The organism is Hydrogenophaga sp. (genome assembly GCF_050182545.1).
GTDB lineage: Bacteria > Pseudomonadota > Gammaproteobacteria > Burkholderiales > Burkholderiaceae_C > Hydrogenophaga.
The window spans coordinates 387,132-403,390 of sequence record NZ_JBFXCD010000001.1 but is presented as its reverse complement, the minus strand read 5'-3'; the positions used below and the strand labels follow the sequence as shown (position 1 = coordinate 403,390).

General features: G+C 67.9%; 12 protein-coding genes. 3 read left to right on the top strand and 9 right to left on the bottom strand.

Annotated elements, in window-relative coordinates; translation table 11 throughout:
- Nucleotides 1-29 precede the first annotated feature (29 nt).
- The 4 genes from AB7P10_RS02010 to AB7P10_RS01995 form a co-directional block, all read right to left on the bottom strand.
- The gene (locus tag AB7P10_RS02010; protein ID WP_428292155.1) at nucleotides 30-986 is read right to left on the bottom strand and encodes a lysylphosphatidylglycerol synthase domain-containing protein; all 957 of its coding nucleotides are present in this window, start codon (nucleotides 984-986) and stop codon (nucleotides 30-32) included.
- Nucleotides 983-2,194: a cardiolipin synthase ClsB gene (gene clsB / locus AB7P10_RS02005; protein WP_428292154.1), complete on the bottom strand. Its 1,212-nt coding sequence runs from the start codon at nucleotides 2,192-2,194 to the stop codon at nucleotides 983-985. The genes AB7P10_RS02010 and clsB overlap by 4 nt, the downstream gene beginning before the upstream one ends.
- Nucleotides 2,191-2,913 (bottom strand): endonuclease/exonuclease/phosphatase family protein, encoded by a 723-nt coding sequence (locus tag AB7P10_RS02000; RefSeq protein ID WP_428292153.1) that lies wholly within the window; start codon nucleotides 2,911-2,913, stop codon nucleotides 2,191-2,193. The genes clsB and AB7P10_RS02000 overlap by 4 nt, the downstream gene beginning before the upstream one ends.
- A 92-nt stretch (nucleotides 2,914-3,005) precedes the next feature.
- Complete coding sequence (locus AB7P10_RS01995; protein WP_428292152.1) at nucleotides 3,006-5,000, bottom strand: transporter substrate-binding domain-containing protein; 1,995 nt, start codon at nucleotides 4,998-5,000, stop codon at nucleotides 3,006-3,008.
- A gap of 374 nt (nucleotides 5,001-5,374) precedes the next feature.
- Here AB7P10_RS01995 and AB7P10_RS01990 point away from each other — a divergent pair, with 374 nt between their 5' ends.
- Both AB7P10_RS01990 and AB7P10_RS01985 read left to right on the top strand, forming a co-directional pair.
- Nucleotides 5,375-7,594, top strand: a complete 2,220-nt coding sequence (locus AB7P10_RS01990) for a copper-transporting P-type ATPase (RefSeq protein WP_428292151.1) — start codon at nucleotides 5,375-5,377, stop codon at nucleotides 7,592-7,594.
- 109 nt (nucleotides 7,595-7,703) lie between these two features.
- Nucleotides 7,704-8,075, top strand: a complete 372-nt coding sequence (locus AB7P10_RS01985) for a hypothetical protein (protein WP_428292150.1) — start codon at nucleotides 7,704-7,706, stop codon at nucleotides 8,073-8,075.
- Nucleotides 8,076-8,097: 22 nt separating this feature from the next.
- Here AB7P10_RS01985 and AB7P10_RS01980 read toward each other — a convergent pair whose 3' ends face one another.
- Nucleotides 8,098-8,781, bottom strand: coding sequence for a hypothetical protein (locus AB7P10_RS01980; RefSeq protein WP_428292149.1), 684 nt, complete (start codon nucleotides 8,779-8,781; stop codon nucleotides 8,098-8,100).
- 214 nt (nucleotides 8,782-8,995) lie between these two features.
- Between AB7P10_RS01980 and AB7P10_RS01975 the strand changes: the two genes are divergently transcribed.
- Nucleotides 8,996-10,183 carry a hypothetical protein gene (locus AB7P10_RS01975; RefSeq protein WP_428292148.1) on the top strand — a complete coding sequence of 396 codons (1,188 nt, stop codon included), beginning with the start codon at nucleotides 8,996-8,998 and terminating at the stop codon, nucleotides 10,181-10,183.
- 100 nt (nucleotides 10,184-10,283) lie between these two features.
- On the opposite strand, the gene AB7P10_RS01970 is transcribed toward AB7P10_RS01975, so the two are convergent.
- The 4 genes from AB7P10_RS01970 to AB7P10_RS01955 form a co-directional block, all read right to left on the bottom strand.
- Nucleotides 10,284-10,712, bottom strand: a complete 429-nt coding sequence (locus AB7P10_RS01970; protein ID WP_428292147.1) for an ankyrin repeat domain-containing protein — start codon at nucleotides 10,710-10,712, stop codon at nucleotides 10,284-10,286.
- Nucleotides 10,713-10,798: 86 nt separating this feature from the next.
- Nucleotides 10,799-11,881 carry a hypothetical protein gene (locus AB7P10_RS01965; RefSeq protein ID WP_428292146.1) on the bottom strand — a complete coding sequence of 361 codons (1,083 nt, stop codon included), beginning with the start codon at nucleotides 11,879-11,881 and terminating at the stop codon, nucleotides 10,799-10,801.
- A 586-nt stretch (nucleotides 11,882-12,467) separates the two neighbouring features.
- A complete protein-coding gene (locus AB7P10_RS01960; protein ID WP_428292145.1) occupies nucleotides 12,468-14,360 on the bottom strand; it encodes a DEAD/DEAH box helicase in 1,893 nt (630 codons plus the stop codon).
- A gap of 297 nt (nucleotides 14,361-14,657) precedes the next feature.
- A complete protein-coding gene (locus AB7P10_RS01955) occupies nucleotides 14,658-16,253 on the bottom strand; it encodes an inorganic phosphate transporter (RefSeq protein WP_428292144.1) in 1,596 nt (531 codons plus the stop codon).
- Nucleotides 16,254-16,259: the final 6 nt, after the last annotated feature.

Here is a 16,259-nt window from a genome sequence, read left to right as displayed (position 1 = left end):
GCACTGAACGCGCGGCAACGCCTGCCTCCTCAAGCCCGCGCTCCCGCCGGCTGCCGCGCCACCGCCTCCGTCCACGCATAGGCCGGCAGCGCGATGGCCAGTGGCAGCAGGTAGTAGATAGCGCGGTAGGCCAGTACCACCGCGAGCACTTCGGCCGATGCCAGCTGGCCCGAGAGCGCGGCCACGAACACCGCCTCCAGCACGCCCAGGCCCGCGGGCACGTGCGTGATGACGCCAGCGACGGCGGCCATCAACAACGCACCCAGCACCACGGGGTAATCGATGCGTCCTTCAAACAGCAGCCACACGATGCCGCCCATGAGCATCCAGCTCGAACCGCCCGTGGCGGCCTGTGCCAGCGCCAGCCGGCCACCGGGCAGCGGCAGTTCGTGGTCGCGCCAGCGCAGCGTGCGTTCGCGCGAGACGCCACACAGCGCCACGTAGACGCCGGCGAGCACCACCATCGCCGCACCGAGGCCGCGCAGCACGGCATCGCTCAGCGCCCAGTCGCCCGGCAACTGCGGTGGCGACCACAGCAACACCGCGCCCGCCACCCACAGGTAGCCGAGCCAGTTGGTCACCATGCTGTGCGCGATCACCTTCGCCACCACCGACGCCTTCAGACCCCGGCGGGTGTACAGCCGCAGGCGCATCGCGAAGCCACCCACCAGCGCGCCGAAGTTGAGGTTGAAGACGTAGCTGATGGCCGCCGTGCCCAGCGTGCGCGGCACCGACAGGCCGTGGCCCGTGAGATGGCGGCCCACCAGGTCGAAGCCGGCATAGACCCCATGGCCGACAACCGCCATCGCGACCGCCAGCACCAGCCTGGCCATGGAGAGTTCCTGCAGCGCCGTGCGAACCGCGGACCAGTCCACCGTGCGCGCCTGCTGCGCCACCAGCGTGAGCACCAGCACCGCCAGCGCCCAGGGCGCCACGCGCCTGAACCAGCGCCAGGCCTGGTGTGCGAGACCTCCCGTCGCGCTCATGGCTGTTGCTCCGGCTGCATCGGCACCACGCGCGGCGCGCGCCAGGTGGTCTGTCGCGTCCAGTCCGGAAAACGGCGCAGCGCATGAAACACCACCAGGCTGCGCAGCACGATCCAGGCCGACTGCAGCCGGCCCGGCGTGGGCAATTCCACGCGGTCGCAGCAGGTGTCAAGCAGTTCATCGAGCCGCTCGCGCAGGTGGCGCGCGAAGGCTTCGTCGCGCACCACCACGTTGGCCTCCAGATTCAGACTCAGGCTGGTCGGGTCCAGGTTGCTCGAACCCACCGTGGCCCAGCGGTCGTCCACCACCGCCACCTTGCCGTGCAACGGCCGCTCGGTGTATTCGTGGATGCGCACCCCCGCGCGCATCAGGTGCCGGTACAGCAGCTCGCTGGCGCGCTTGACCCACGGCATGTCCGGGCGGCCCTGCAGCAGCAGGTCGACCTGCACGCCGCGCCGCGCGGCGCGGCGCAGGTCGCGCAGCAGGCGGTAGCCGGGAAAGAAGTAGGCGTTGGCGATCAGGATGCGCTGGCGCGCGCTGCGGATCGCGGCGCGGTAGTGGCGCTCGATGTCGGTGCGGTGCGTGTGGTTGTCGCGGGTGACGAAGGCGGCCAGGGCACCCTCGCCGGCCGGGCCGGCGAGGTCCCTGCGGCGCAGGCCGGCGCGCCAGCGCCGCAACCACTGCCCGCGCGCCGGCTGTGGCGCCTCGACGTTGGCGCGGCAGAAGGCCTGCACCTGGCCCACGAGCGGTCCCTCGATCTCGACCGCGTAGTCCTGCTTGGCCTGCGGGCCGTGCTCGGCCAGATGATCGATCGAATAGTTGATGCCGCCCACGAAGGCGCGCTGGCCGTCCACCACCACCAGCTTGTGGTGCATGCGGCGCAGCAGGTTGATGCGCGCGCCGAACAGGCGCTGCGCCGGCTCGAAGCTGCGCAGGTGCACGCCCGCATCGAGCAGCGGCTGCGTGAACGACGCGGGCAGGTCCGGAGACCCCCAGCCGTCGACCAGCACGTGCACCTCGGCGCCGCGCCCGGCGGCGCTCAGCAGGGCCTGCTGCAGTTCGCGCCCGACCTTGTCGTCGAACAGGATGAAGGTCTCCAGCAGCACTTCCTTCTTCGCGGCCGCAATGGCCTCGAACACGCGCGGGTAGTAGCCCTCGCCGTTTTCCAGCAGGGTGATGCGGTTGCCCGGGACCCAGTGCGAATTCATGGCGTGCCCTCCCGCAGCAGGATGTCGGCGGCCAGCGGCGCGTGGTCGGACAGGCGGTCCCAGGGCCGGCGCGCCATGGGCACGGGCAAGGCGAACTTCACGCCCCGCACATAGATGCGGTCCAGCCGCAGCATGGGCCAGCGCGAGGGAAAGCTGCGCGCATGGTGGCCGTGCGACTCGCGGAACACTTCACGCAGGCCGCTGGTGGCGAGCTGTTCGTCGGCGCGCCCGCGCCAGTCATTGAAGTCACCGGCCACCACCAGCGGCGCGTCGTCGGGCACGTGCCGGCTCACGGTATCGCTCAGTCTGGCCAGCTGCCGGCGGCGGTGGGCTTCGCGCAGCCCCAGGTGCGTGCACATCACGTGCAGGTCGGTGCCCACGCCCGGCACGGCCAGCACGCAGTGCAGCAGGCCGCGCGGCTCGGCGCCGGGAACGGACAGGTCGTGGTTCTCGCTGCGCAGCACCGGGTAGCGCGAGAGCACGGCGTTGCCATGGTCCTGCCCCTCGGCCACCGCATTGCGGCCGTAGGCGTGCTCGGGCCAGATCTCGTCGGCCAGAAACTCGTACTGCGCGCCACTGGGCCCGCTCGCGCCCTGCACCTCCTGCAGGAACACCACGTCGCTGCCCACCACGCGCACGGCCGCGCGCAGCTCGTGCAGCACCGAGCGGTTGTTGAAAATGTCGAAGCCCTTGTGGATGTTCACGGTCAGCACCTGCATGCTGCATGCTAGGCCGCCAGCGCCGCGCGGTCTGTCAGACAAACACCCGTTCGGGCCGCGGCGCCCCGCGCACCGCGGGTGCGCCCGCCCGGTCAGGCCGCTGGCGCGAGCGTGAACTCCGCGACGGTGCCCACGCCGACCTGGCTGCGCACGCGCACCTCGCCGCCGTGGTGGCGCACGATGCGTTGCACCAGGCTCAGCCCGATGCCGCTGCCTTCGTACTGGGACGCCAGGTGCATGCGGCGAAACGGCTGGAACAGATGGCCGGCCTTCGCCATGTCAAAGCCCGCGCCATTGTCCGAGACGCGGTACCAGGTGCGCTGCCCTTCCTGAAAACAGTCGACGCGGATGCGCGCCTGCGGCACCCGGGCGGTGTATTTCCAGGCGTTGTGCAGCAGGTTCTGCCACACCTGCGCCACCAGATCGGGGTCGCCCTGCGCGGGTGGCAAGGGATCGAACACGATCTCGACGCGCCGCTCGGCGTCGCCGCTGCGCACCAGGGTCCAGGTGTCTGTCGCGAGGGCCTGCATGTCGATGGCGCTGCGCTGGAGCGGATGCCGGTCGATCTGCGCCAGGTTGCACAGTGCCTCGATCATCGAGTTCATGCGCTGCGTGGCCTTTTCCACCTGGTCGCTGTACTCCAGCGCCTCTTCCGTGTGGCCCAGTTTCAGGCGCTCGCGCATCAGCCCCATGAATCCCTGGATGGCCATCAGCGGCGCGCGCAGGTCGTGCGCCACCGCGCGCGTGAACTCGCGCAGGCGGTCCTCGCCGGCGTCGCCGGGTGGCACCGAATCCGGCGCATCGTCCCGCGCTTGCGCGTTGGCGTCGAACAGGGTCTGGTAGCCCTCGCGGAACGCGGGGTCCCGCGCCAGGCGCTCCGTCACGTCGCGCACGATGCACAACACGATGGTGAGTTCGCCCACACGCAGTTTGTCGGCGCTGATCAGGCACGCAACCGGCTGGCCACCGGCACGGGTCACCGTCACGGGCAGCGCGTCCAGCATCCCGTCGCGGTCGATGGCCCGCGCCATGCGCTTGAGCACGTCCAGGCCAATGTGGTGCGCCAGCGCCCGCAGGGGCTGGCCCACCACCTCGCTTTCGGACAGGCCCAGCAGCGCGGCCACCGCCGGGTTGGCGTCCTGCACCAGGCCGCTGTGGTGGTCCACCACCAGCATCGGTTCGGGGTTTCGCTGGAAGGTGTGCTCCAGCAATTCCTCGGAGCGGCGCAGCGAACGCTCGGCCGCCTCGCGCCGCGCGCGCTCGGTGGCCACGGCCAGGCTGCGCTGGCGCAGGGCGAAGGCCGCCAGCAACAGCAGCAGCGCGCCACCCGCGGCGACCCACCACGTCCACTGGCGTTGCCGCGCCAGATCGCGCGCCATCGCCACCTGTTCGGCGCTGACGGGCTCTTCGTTGAGCCAGCGGTTGCGCAGCGCCGGCAAGGTGCCATCGGCCTCCAGCCGATCAAGCGCGCCCTGCAGACGCTGGCGCAAGGCCTCGTTGTCGCGCACCACCGCCAGGGAATAGGTTTGCAGGCGAAAGTTGGTCAGACCCGCGACGAGTCCGCTGACGTCGCCAGACGCCATCACGGGATCGGCATAGGCGCGGGGCAGCAAGGCCATGTCGGCCAGCCCCAGTTGCACCAGCCGCAAGGCCGATCGCGCGTCGCGCGCGCGCTCGTAGGTGGCGTCGATGCCGGAGAGCCATTTGCCCAGGCTCTCGCGCATGGGTTCGTGGTCCAGCACGGCGATGCGCGAGCCTTGCAGATCCTGCAGGGCTCGCGGCGCTGGCTGCCCCGCAGGCAGGTACACGGCAAAGGCCGGTGCCGCATGGCCCTTGAGGAAACTCGCGTACGCGCGCCGCTCGCTGGTCTCCACCATCGCGATCACATCCACGCGCTGCGCCTTGAAGGCTTCCACCGTGGCCGGCCAGGGCTGCAGGCTGACCGACACCTCGACCCCCAGCTCGCGCCCCACCGCCTTCATCAGGTCGATCTGGAAGCCCTTGGCCTGTCCATCGGCATCGAGCGATTCGAAGGGCGCAAACGCCGCGTCGCCGCCATACCGCAAAGGGGTTTGTGCCCCGGCCACGGGACAGACCGTCGCCCAGGCCAGGGCCAGACCGCACAGCCACCACCCCGCCCGGCCCGCAAACCCGGAATGGTCTCCCTTTGCAATACGTCTGGCGGGTGAGGATCGCTGCATGCTCGGTGAAGTGGTGGGGCGCCCTGTCCCCTGCGGACGACACCTTTGCTTACATTGCCACAAAAACGCGCGTGCCGGTGTCGACGGTGCGGCATCGCACCCCGTCTGTCGGATACCCCCCACACACGTGGAGGCGCTCAACGAAGCCGGCTATCGGCCCGCCTGACGACCGTTCGTCGAGACCCGGCCCGGGTGTTGACCTTCCCACGGTGTCAAAGCGCAAGCTGTGCCCAACAAACCTCGCACCCACGGAGCGACCCATGACCCCCACTCCCATGAACATCGGCGCAGCCGCCACCCACGACCACCACCACCACGTGCACGGCCAGGCCCCGGCAGCTTCCACCGGCGGCAAGGACCCGGCGGGCACGGTCTACACCTGCCCCATGCACCCGGAGATCCGGCAGGACCACCCGGGCAACTGCCCCAAGTGCGGCATGGCGCTGGAGCCGCTCATGCCGACGGCGGAAGCGGACGACAACCCCGAACTGGCGGACTTCCAGCGCCGCTTCTGGTGGACGCTGCCGCTGAGCATCGTGGTCACGGTGCTGGCCATGTTCGGCCACGACCTCGGCTGGTTCGACATGGCCACGCAAAGCTGGATCGAACTGGTGCTGACCGCGCCCATCGTGCTGTGGGCGGGCTGGCCCTTCTTCGTGCGCGGCGCGCAGTCGGTGGTGAACCGCAGCCCCAACATGTGGACGCTGATCAGCCTGGGCACGGGTTCGGCGTTCGTCTACAGCGTGGTGGCCACGCTGGCGCCGCAGGTGTTCCCCGAGTCGTTCGTCTCGATGGGGCGGGTGGCGGTGTATTTCGAAGCCGCGGCGGTGATCATCTCGCTCACCTTGCTGGGGCAGTTGCTGGAACTCAAGGCGCGCTCGCAGACCTCGGCGGCGATCCGCTCGCTGCTGGGCCTGGCGCCCAGGACCGCGCGGCGCATCACGGCCGACGGGCAGGAAGAAGATGTGCCGCTGGCCCACGTGCATGTGGGCGACCTGCTGCGCGTGCGCCCGGGCGAGAAGGTGCCCACCGACGGCACCGTGGTCGAAGGCAGCAGCGCGGTGGACGAATCCATGCTCACCGGCGAGCCACTGCCGGTGAGCAAGCGCGTTGGCGACCCGCTGATCGGCGCCACGCTCAACACCAGCGGCGCCCTGGTGATGCGCTCCGAACGCGTGGGCTCGGGCACGGTGTTGTCGCAGATCGTTCAGATGGTGGCTCTGGCGCAGCGCTCGCGCGCGCCCATGCAGCGCATGGCCGACCAGGTGGCGGGCTACTTCGTCGTCGGCGTGGTGGTGGCGGCGCTGCTCACCTTCTTCGGCTGGGGGCTGTTCGGCCCCGAACCCAGCTGGGTGTACGCGCTCATCAACGCGGTGGCCGTGCTGATCATCGCCTGCCCCTGTGCGCTGGGGCTGGCCACGCCCATGTCCATCATGGTGGCCACCGGGCGCGGCGCCACGCGCGGCGTGCTGTTTCGCGACGCCGCCGCCATCGAGAACCTTCGCAAGGTCGACACGCTCATCGTCGACAAGACCGGCACCCTGACCGAGGGGCGTCCGCGCTTCGACCGCGCCGTGGGCCAGGGGCACTTCTCCGAAGACGAGGTCCTGCGACTCGCCGCCAGCCTCGACCAGGGCAGCGAACACCCGCTGGCCGCCGCGATCGTGGCCGCCGCAAAGGAACAGGGGCTGGCCCTGGTGGCGCCGGAGCGCTTCGACTCGGCCTCCGGCATCGGCGTGAAGGGCGTGGTGGAATCGAAGTCGCTGGCCCTGGGCAATGCGGCGCTGATGCAGCAGATCGGCGTGGACGTGTCGCCCCTGGCGCACGAGGCCGAGGCCCTGCGCGCGCGCGGCGCCAGCGTCATGCATCTGGCGGTGGACAAGGCGCTGGCCGGCCTGCTGGCCGTGTCGGACCCGGTCAAGGCCACCACGGCCGAAGCGCTGGCATCGCTGCGCGAGGCGCACATCCGCGTGATCATGGCCACGGGCGATGGGCTGACGACCGCGCGTTCGGTCGGTGAGCGCCTGGGCATCGACGAAGTCCACGGCGAAGTGAAGCCGGCCGACAAGCTCGCGCTCGTCGAGAAGCTCCAGGCAGAAGGCCGCGTGGTGGCCATGGCCGGCGACGGCATCAACGACGCGCCGGCGCTGGCGCGCGCCAATGTCGGCATTGCCATGGGCACCGGCACCGACGTGGCGATGAACAGCGCGCAGCTCACGCTGATCAAGGGCGACCTGCGCGGCATCGCCGTGGCCCGCTCCCTGTCGGAGGACACGGTGGCCAACATGAAGCAGAACCTGGCGTTTGCGTTCGTCTACAACGCGCTGGGCATTCCCCTGGCCGCGGGCCTGCTGTACCCGTTCACCGGCTGGCTGCTCTCGCCCATGATCGCGGCGCTGGCCATGAGCCTGAGCTCGGCGTCGGTGATCGGCAACGCGCTGAGGCTGCGCGGGGCAAAAGTTCCCCATGGCACGCCGTGAAGCGCCGCTCGTTGACCCGCGTCAACTCCGCACGAGTTCGCCGACCCGGGCCGGAACCAAAGGCCTGGTAACTGCACCCAACCGGCACCTGCAACACAAGGAGCCACCGATGAGACCTCTCTACACCCTTCTGGCCGTGTCCGCCGCCGCCCTGCTCACCGCCTGCGCCGGTGCCGGAGCGACGACCCGCGCGGGCGGACACGCCGCCCACCACGCCGCGGCCGCATCGCCGGACGGTACACCGCATGGCATGCAGGGCCACGGGCAGGGACACATGCAGGGCGGCATGCATGGCCGCATGCAAGGGCACATGCAGCCCACACCCGAGATGCGGGCCTTTCACGAGCAGATGAAGAACGCCAGGACGCCCGAAGAGCGGCAGGCCCTGATGAACCAGCACATGAAAACCATGCACGAGGGCATGGACCCGGCGAAGTGCATGGAAGGCATGCCGGGCGGCATGCAGCGCCGGGGCGGGTGAACCGCCGCGCCGCGAGGGCGGCCTACTGCATGTCGCCGGTGACGGCCGAGAGCGAGAGCGCGTAGCGGCCCCGCACCGCGCCCGGGCGCGCACCCAGCGCCTGCAATGAGGCGTCGTCGAACTGCGTCTGCGCGAGCGCGTCGAGTTCGGCCGCCTCGTAGCCGCAGACCACCAGCACCCAGTCCGCGCCCTGGTCGGCGCCGCCGCGGATCTTCTGTTCGGTGGTCTCGGCAATGGCCGGCGCCTGGTGCCGCAGCAGGTGCATGCCCGCCAGCCCGGGCTGCACCACCAGTTCGGCGGCACGCGCCTTCAGGGCGGCGCGCAGCGCGTCGGCCAGGCCGTCGGCCGGCGAGAGCCGCACCGTGAGCGCCTGCCGCGCCACGGCCGCGCCCCGGCTCTCCAGCACGCGGCACTGGCTGCGCACCATGTGGCGGTGGTGCGGCATCATGCGCATGGACCACGGCGACGGCGCGTTCAAGGCGGCCAGGTAGGCCGGCGAGGCCAGCGTCTCCCAGTCGGCCAGCTCGTACATCACGAACACGCCCTCGCCGCCCTTGGCGTCGGTCCAGCGCGTGGCGCGCTCGAAGCCGGCAATGGCCAGCCGCTCGGAAAAGTGTTCGTGCGTGTGCCAGTGCTCGAACTCGGACCGCATCTCGGCGGCCATGTCCCACCACATGGCCAGGCAGGCTGTTCCCTTCAGTGACATGGTAGGAGTGCTCCGCTGGTTGGCACGCCCGGGGCCTGTCCCCGCGCGTCGTGCCCAGAGGATGCCAGATCAGGCCGGGTGTTCACACCCGCCTGCCGTTGCCGCCTCCCCCATGTGGAGGGTGCGTGCACGCACGACACCCCCCACACGGCAGATGTTCATCGGGTTCCGGCGACACCACACTCAGGCTCCCAGTCCCATCAAAGGAGGAACCATGGTCCAGCATCCCACCTCTTCTCTCACGCTTCTGCTGATCGGGGCCACCGTGCTGTCCGGTTGCGCCAACACGTTCGGCCCTGGACAGCTGGCACGGGACTGGAGCTGCAAGATGAGGGAGATGCAGATCGCCCCCATCTTCCCGCCGCGTGAAGATGTGCAGGTGGGGGACGTCTACTGGCTGACCACTGTTGCGTCAACGGATGCGCGGGCCTACTGCCAACCCCAGGCGAAGCAGGACTACCTGCCCCTGCCGGTGCACCTCGGCTACGTGCCTGAAGTGATGAGGGCGGCGAAGGCGCACTACGAGGCGCGGCCTGACTTTCCCAAGACCACCCCGACCGCCGGCAAGGTATCCATCGACGCCCAAGGCACCACCCGCATCGACTTCACGCCGGCCGGCACGGGCGCCATTGAAGGCCGGGACGACCTCTTCACGACGGGCTCGGCGAACAGAACGCGGGTCGTGGGTTTTCCGGACTTTCTCAGCGTCAGCATCGACCGGGCCTCGCTCGGCGCCATCCTCCCCGTCCAGGGCATGTTCACGCCGTTCGGCATTTCGCTCGACGACGTGGAGGAGGCCTCGATTTCGATACCGGTGGCCGAGTCCTACGGTGTGCCGGTGGAAACAGCCATGGGGGCGATTCCGCAAGCCAAGAGCGCATCGCTGTGCAAACTGGTGAAGTCGGTCACTGGCCAGAACCAGGAGACCGGCGTGCCGGTTCTGGTGCACGAGGTCTTCTACACGCGCGCGATCGACGTCAGCATCTCCAGCAAACGGGCCATTGCGCTCAGCCTTGCACGCGACCGGCAGGGCTCAGACGCGACAGACCTTCCGGCAACCCCGTCCACCGGCGCAGGGGCCTCCACCGGCCAGGCCTCGACCGGCGTTGCTGGCAGTCAGGCGCAGATCGACGCCGTGACGCAGGGCGTGGTGAAGATCCTCGAAGCCCGGAACAATGTTCCGGGCGTCACCTTCGCCTATGAACAGGGGCGCAGCGCCACCATCAACATGCGGCGCATCTTTGACCGACCGGTGGCCATCGGGTACCGGTCCACCGCCCTGCAAGCCGTGCAGGCGCCCCAAGGCGGTTCTTGCACGGTTGCGGCGGCGGCCGGTTCTACCGGGGCAGCGCCCACAGGGACAGGACCTTTGGGAACGGGGGGAGGCCATGCGACAAAGTAGCGTCGGGCATCACGTGCCGCCTGAAAGGTGCTCCCTCTGACCGATGGGTGACCTCAATTCGCCACCGATGTGAGCGCCTGCTGCTCGCTCACCCGCGCCGTCAAGACGCCGTGGGTGGCGGCGGTGGCGCCCTCTTGCCCAAGCGGTCCCAGTCCTTCAGCGTCTGCGCCAACCGGTTCTTCGCATCCGCATGGCTCTTGCTGAAGGCACCCGTCAGCCGCTTCTTCAGCGCCTCGTCCGCCGGCGGCGCGCCGATGGCCTTGAGCTGGTCGATCACCAGCATCACGGTCTGGAAGTTGCCCGAGTGGATGGCCATGTACAGCGGCGTGCGCCCCGCCACACTGACCGGCCCGTCCGCCGCGTCCAGCACATTGGCACCGTGCTCCAGCATGTACTTCAACACGCCGGCCTTGCCCTCGGTGCACGCCCAGTGCAGCGGCACCAGGCCGCCCTCCAGCCGGGCGTTGAAGTCGGCACCGGGCGCGGCCAGCAGCTCCGGGGCGAGCGGCCAGCCGGAGGCTTTGAGCATTTGCTGGGTTTTCCAGTGGGTCACTTGAGGTGTGAGGTGGTGGGGGAGCGTGCGGCCAAATTGCCTCTGGATCACACATAGCAACTTCACGATGAACTTGCCTCAGGCGATTCTGCTTCATCTACTGGCGCCTCCAGCAGTAGATCTTCCCGCATCTCCAGTTGCGCCGTGACGTTTGAGAGACTTGCCAATTTCGCGTTGAGTTGAGTAACCGCTGCGATGCGTTCAACTTGCTCAGACCGTAGGAGACCCTCAGGCGACTCAGCTTCTGTTTCTTCCGGGTGGTCTTGCGGAGAATTTGGCAAACCCAGACGAATTTCCAAGACCGCACCACCATTTACGCGCCGAACCAAATGAAGCAACTCCTGCTTCAACTGAACTTCCAGTTCGTTCCCGCGTCCTTGCTCGCCTTGGTACTGACAAGACTCTTTCAGTTCCACTGCAAGTTGTGCGACCCCTGTCTTGAATAAGGTCAGTATTTTCTCCTCAAGCTCCGGAATGAAATTTGTAGGGATGAGATCTTGCTTGCTCTCCAAGTCCTGTTTGATTTTCTTGATTTCATAGCCGGACTTGATGAGTTGGATAATTCGCTCAAGGGCCACTGTCCATAGCGCGACTTGCGCGGCGTCGAGTTCGAAGAAGAACTGCCACCAACTCGCTGCAATAGTACGAATTCTCGGAGACTCAGTGCCGCGTCCCAATAGTTCATTAGTGCACATGAAAAGTCGATTGAGATGCCCTACCTCGAAGAGAAGATCCTTAGCCGTTGCTCCCACTAAATCGGGGGAGAACGCAATGCCAAATTCGGCATCTGAAGCATCGAGTGAGGTGAGTTCGACCCCTCTCTCCCTCATACGACTTGAAATCTCGCTGACTTGCGTGGCAACCGCCGAGAACTCTGTTCTGAGCTTGTTGACAGCATCAACAACTTCCTCTGGAAGCATTCCTGGAGCGGCCATGGTGCCGCGTATCCGCTGCGCTAACCTCTCTCCCACGAATTCGTCGACGTGAAGGTTATGGTGCAGCGCCAATACGGAAGGTAGCAAGAAAGAGCTAGGAGTCGTCTCAACCTTGTTCGCAAATTCATGCATCTTCTCGCGGAAGGCAGTTAAGTGCGAGACATCCTTGCTCGATGCAAATGTCTGAATTTGAGAGAGTGCTTCTCCCAACCTCCGGTCAGTCTCAATGTCCGTGAAATAGTCCGTGAGCTCCTGAACAGCTGAATGAAACCGCCCTAGATGCATGTGATGCCTTTGATATGTTGATATTCGATCTTTCCAGCGTGTGCCATGCTAGTGCATCAAATCCCGCAGAACAAGGGCGCTGTCACGCTGCTTTGCAGAGCAGTGAAACGCCGTCAGTTCAGGGAGTCTGGAGATAGACACACTCGCGGGTTCATACAAACTAAGCTGCCGAACGGGTAGGCAACAGGCAAGAATGCCGCTGGCATCGATTTTGCTGCTCCAGCTGTGCCCTACTGCACAACGCCAACCTTGAAGACCGCCAGGGTTCCTGGGCTTCGCGTGATCCAGTTGTCGACGACCACCACCAACTGACTGACGCGAAGCCGTCTGCTCCGAGAGCAGTCGGCCACAATCATGTGACTCCACGGAGAGGCAAGAGCGCGGGAAACGCTTGCGCTGCACGCCAGGCCAAGGGCGCGGACCGCGCCGGGCTGTTGGAGAAGGTGATCTTCCCCAGCACGAAAAAAAACCAGGCCTCACGGCCTGGTTTTCTGTGGGGAGCTGAAAGGGCTCAGCGCGGCGCGCGGCGCGCCATCGGGCGGGACGGGCCGCCTTCATTGCGGCGCGGGGCGAATTCGCCGCCGCGCAGGGCGCCGCGTTCTGCGTTGCCACGGTCGCTGAAGCCGCCGCGCTGTTCGCCGCCCTTGTCGCTGCGGCCAAAGCTGGAGAAGCCGCCCGGCTTGCGCGCCGGTGCGCCACGGTCGCCGCCGCCGAAGCCGCGGTTGTCGCCGCCACGGAAGTCGCCGCCGCGGTGGTTGTCAAAGCGGCCTTGTTCGCTGCGCGGATCGGCACGGCCTTCGAAGCGCGGGTCAAAGCGCGATTCGGGTCGGCTGCGGTCGACGCGGGGTGCGTCGAAGCGGCCGCCACCTTCGGGGCGACCACCTTCCGGACGGCCTTCGAAGCGCGGGCCACGCGGGCCGGGGCCGCTGCGGCGGTCGTTGAAACCGCTGCGGTCGGCATAGCCACCGGGGCGGCCCGGCGGGCGGCCGCGGCCGAAGGTCTCGGCTTGCGGTGCGCGCTGGCGCGGCTCGAGGCCGGGCACGGTCTCGACGTTGATGCGCTGGCGCGTGTAGGCCTCGATGTCGCCGATCTTGCGGCGGTCGCGGAATTCCGCGAAGGTCACGGCCAGGCCGTCGCGGCCGGCGCGGCCGGTGCGGCCGATGCGGTGGGTGTAGTCCTCGGCCTTCATCGGCAAGCCGAAGTTGAAGACGTGGGTGATGGTGGGCACGTCGATGCCGCGCGCGGCGACGTCGGTCGCCACCAGGATCTGCACCTGACCATTGCGCAGCGCCATCAGGCGGCGATTGCGCAGCCCCTGGCTGAGCGCGCCGTGCAGCGCGACGGCGGCGAAGCCGGCCTGCTGCAGGTCGGTGGCGAGGCCGTCGCATTCAATCTGTGTGCTGCAGAACACCACGGCCTGGTTGATGGAGGTGTCGCGCAGCCAGTGGTCCAGCAGCTTGCGCTTGTGGTCGGCGGTGTCGGCCCAGAACAGCACCTGCCTGATGTTGGCGTGCTGTTCCTGCGGCGAATCGATCTGCACCTTCTGCACGTGCTTGCCGTTGTCGTGCATCACGCGCATGGCGAGTTGCTGGATGCGCGGCGCGAAGGTGGCGCTGAACATCATGGTCTGGCCGCGCTGGCTGGTCAGTTCGTTGACTTCGGCCAGGTCGTCGGAGAAACCCAGGTCGAGCATGCGGTCGGCTTCGTCGACGACGAGGAACTGCACGCGGTCTAGCTTGAGCTGCTGCGAGCGCTGCAGGTCCAGCAGACGCCCGGGCGTGGCGACGACGAGGTCGGCGTTCTGCAGGCGGGCGATCTGCAACTGGTAGGGCATGCCGCCAACCACGTTGGCAATGCGCAGGCCACGGCAGTGGCGCACGAGGTCGATGGCGTCGTTGGCCACCTGCTGCGCGAGCTCGCGCGTGGGGCACAGGATCAGGGCGCCGGGCGTGGCGGCCTTGAAGTTGCGCGGGCTGGTCGGGTCCTTGCGCTTGGGGGCCTTCGGCGGGGCTTCGCCACGCGCCAGGGCATCGGCGACGGCCTGTTCGCGCGCGGCGCGCTCCTTGGCGTCGGCTTCGGCGCGCTGCTGCAGCAGGGTGTGCAGCACGGGCAGCAGGAAGGCGGCGGTCTTGCCGCTGCCCGTCTGGCTGGAGACCATCAGGTCGGCAAAGCGCTGCTCGCCCGAGACCTGCAGGGCCTTGGGGATCACGTTCTTCTGCACGGGGGTGGGCTGCACGTAGCCGAGGTCGGCGCAAGCCTGCACCAGCTCGCGCGCCAGGCCCATCAGCTCGAAGCCATTGGGCTCGGCCGGGGTGACGGCCACGGGGGTGGCGGTGTCCGCTTCGGTATCGACAGACAGGGTTTCGGGCGAGAAGTCGCCGCGGTCTTCAAAAGAGTCGCTCATGTTCGTCCATGCGCCAGTGGGCGCAACTGATCGAATGCAAACGCTGAGGGAACGGCCGACCTGGCAAGGTGGCAGCTCCGGGGGGCGTCGGATCCGTTCGTGGTTACAAAACATCAACCATCAAACGATCGACGCGCCATGGGTCACAGATGAGGGAGCGTGACGCCGGGAGCGAAGGCCCCATCCTGCAAAGCGGGGGGCCTGGTGTGTGAGGCAGATGCACAAATCATCGCAGTTGCCTGCGAAGCCCGCGATTATGGCACAGATTCAGGGAAAACCCTGAATCTTTCTGCTGTCTCAGCTGAGCACCGCGCGAACGATGTGGAACAGCACGGCCGCCACCACCGCCGTGGCGGGCACGGTGATGATCCAGGCGGCCACGATGCGCATGACCACCGAGCGCTTGACGATTTCCTTCTTGTAGGCCTTGCGGAAGGCCTTCTGTTCCTTCTTGGCGAACACCGCACCCATGGCGGTTTCAGCCGCTTCGCGCTGCTTGGCGCGGCGCTTCATGTCGGCGAGCATGCGCTTCTTCTCGCTGACTTCGGCGGCCTCGAAGCGGTTCAGGTAGGCCTCGACTTCGTCGCGGTCGGCGCCCTGGTGGCCGGCGAACACCACCGCTTCCATCTTGGCGTAGTTCACCTTGAGAAGTTCGCGCAGGAAGCCCACGCCGAACACCGCACCGATGGAGATGTGGGTGGTCGACACCGGCATGCCCAGCTGCGACGCGATGATCACGGTGAGCGTGGCCGACATGGCGATGGAGTAGGCGCGCATGTTGTCCAGTTCGGTGATTTCCTTGCCCACGGTGCGGATGAGGCGCGCGCCATAGAGCGCCAGGCCGATCGACAGGCCCAGCGCGCCCAGCACCATGATCCACAGCGGCGTGCCGGCCTTGGTGGCAATCGCGCCTTCCTTGACGGCTTCGTAAATCGCGGCCAGCGGCCCGATGGCGTTGGCCACGTCGTTGGCGCCGTGCGCAAAGCTCAGCAGCGCGGCGGAGCAGATCAGCGGCCAGGTGAACAGGCGGTTGACGCCGTCCTTGCTGTTGTGCTGGCGCATGGCGGCGCGCGCGATCGGCTTGCGGATGAGCCACCACACCACGGCGGCCACGGCCGCGCCCGCCAGAAGGGCGAGCGGGAAACCCACCTTCACCATCTGGCTCAGGCCCTTGAGCAGCATGTAGGTGGTGTAGGCCCAGACCATCATCGCGATCAGCACCGGCACCACGCGGCTGGCGGCTTCGGTCTTGTCGCTGCGGTAGGTGACGCTGCGCTTGATCAGGTACAGGAAAGCCGCGGCCAGTGCGCCGCCCAGAAGCGGCGAGACCACCCAGCTGAGCACGATGGCGCCGATGGTGCCCCAGTTGACCAGCCCCCAGCCGCCGGCGGCGATGCCCGCGCCCATGACCGCGCCGATGATGGAATGGGTGGTGGACACCGGCGCGCCCAGCGCAGTGGCCAGGTTGAGCCACAGGGCGCCGGCCAGCAGCGCGGAAAACATGACCCAGGCGAACAGCGCCGGGTCGCCGATCTGGCCGGGGTCGATGATGCCGCCCTTGATGGTGCCCACCACGTCGCCACCGGCCACGATGGCGCCCAGCGCCTCGAACACCGCGGCCACCACGATGGCCCAGCCCATGGTCAGGGCCCCGGAACCCACCGACGGGCCCATGTTGTTGGCGACGTCGTTGGCGCCAATGTTCATGGCCATGTAGGCGCCCACGGCGGCGGCCACGATCAGCAGCCACACCGCGGAGGAGGTCAGGCCCACCGTGGAGGCGCCCGTGAACGAGGCATACACGCCCACCAGCAGCAGAAACAGCAACGCGGTGCCCAGCTGAAGCACTTCCTGGTTCTTCGTGATGAAGCGGGAGCGGGATTTTTTTGTCATACGGGT

What these genes read in the sequence shown, in the direction of transcription:
- AB7P10_RS02010 (WP_428292155.1), bottom strand. Translation starts at nt 986, where the DNA reads ATGAGCGCGACGGGAGGTCTCGCACACCAGGCCTGGCGCTGGTTCAGG.
- clsB (WP_428292154.1), bottom strand. Translation starts at nt 2,194, where the DNA reads ATGAATTCGCACTGGGTCCCGGGCAACCGCATCACCCTGCTGGAAAAC.
- AB7P10_RS02000 (WP_428292153.1), bottom strand. Translation starts at nt 2,913, where the DNA reads ATGCAGGTGCTGACCGTGAACATCCACAAGGGCTTCGACATTTTCAAC.
- AB7P10_RS01990 (WP_428292151.1), top strand. Translation starts at nt 5,375, where the DNA reads ATGACCCCCACTCCCATGAACATCGGCGCAGCCGCCACCCACGACCAC.
- AB7P10_RS01985 (WP_428292150.1), top strand. Translation starts at nt 7,704, where the DNA reads ATGAGACCTCTCTACACCCTTCTGGCCGTGTCCGCCGCCGCCCTGCTC.
- AB7P10_RS01980 (WP_428292149.1), bottom strand. Translation starts at nt 8,781, where the DNA reads ATGTCACTGAAGGGAACAGCCTGCCTGGCCATGTGGTGGGACATGGCC.
- AB7P10_RS01975 (WP_428292148.1), top strand. Translation starts at nt 8,996, where the DNA reads ATGGTCCAGCATCCCACCTCTTCTCTCACGCTTCTGCTGATCGGGGCC.
- AB7P10_RS01970 (WP_428292147.1), bottom strand. Translation starts at nt 10,712, where the DNA reads ATGCTCAAAGCCTCCGGCTGGCCGCTCGCCCCGGAGCTGCTGGCCGCG.
- AB7P10_RS01960 (WP_428292145.1), bottom strand. Translation starts at nt 14,360, where the DNA reads ATGAGCGACTCTTTTGAAGACCGCGGCGACTTCTCGCCCGAAACCCTG.
- AB7P10_RS01955 (WP_428292144.1), bottom strand. Translation starts at nt 16,253, where the DNA reads ATGACAAAAAAATCCCGCTCCCGCTTCATCACGAAGAACCAGGAAGTG.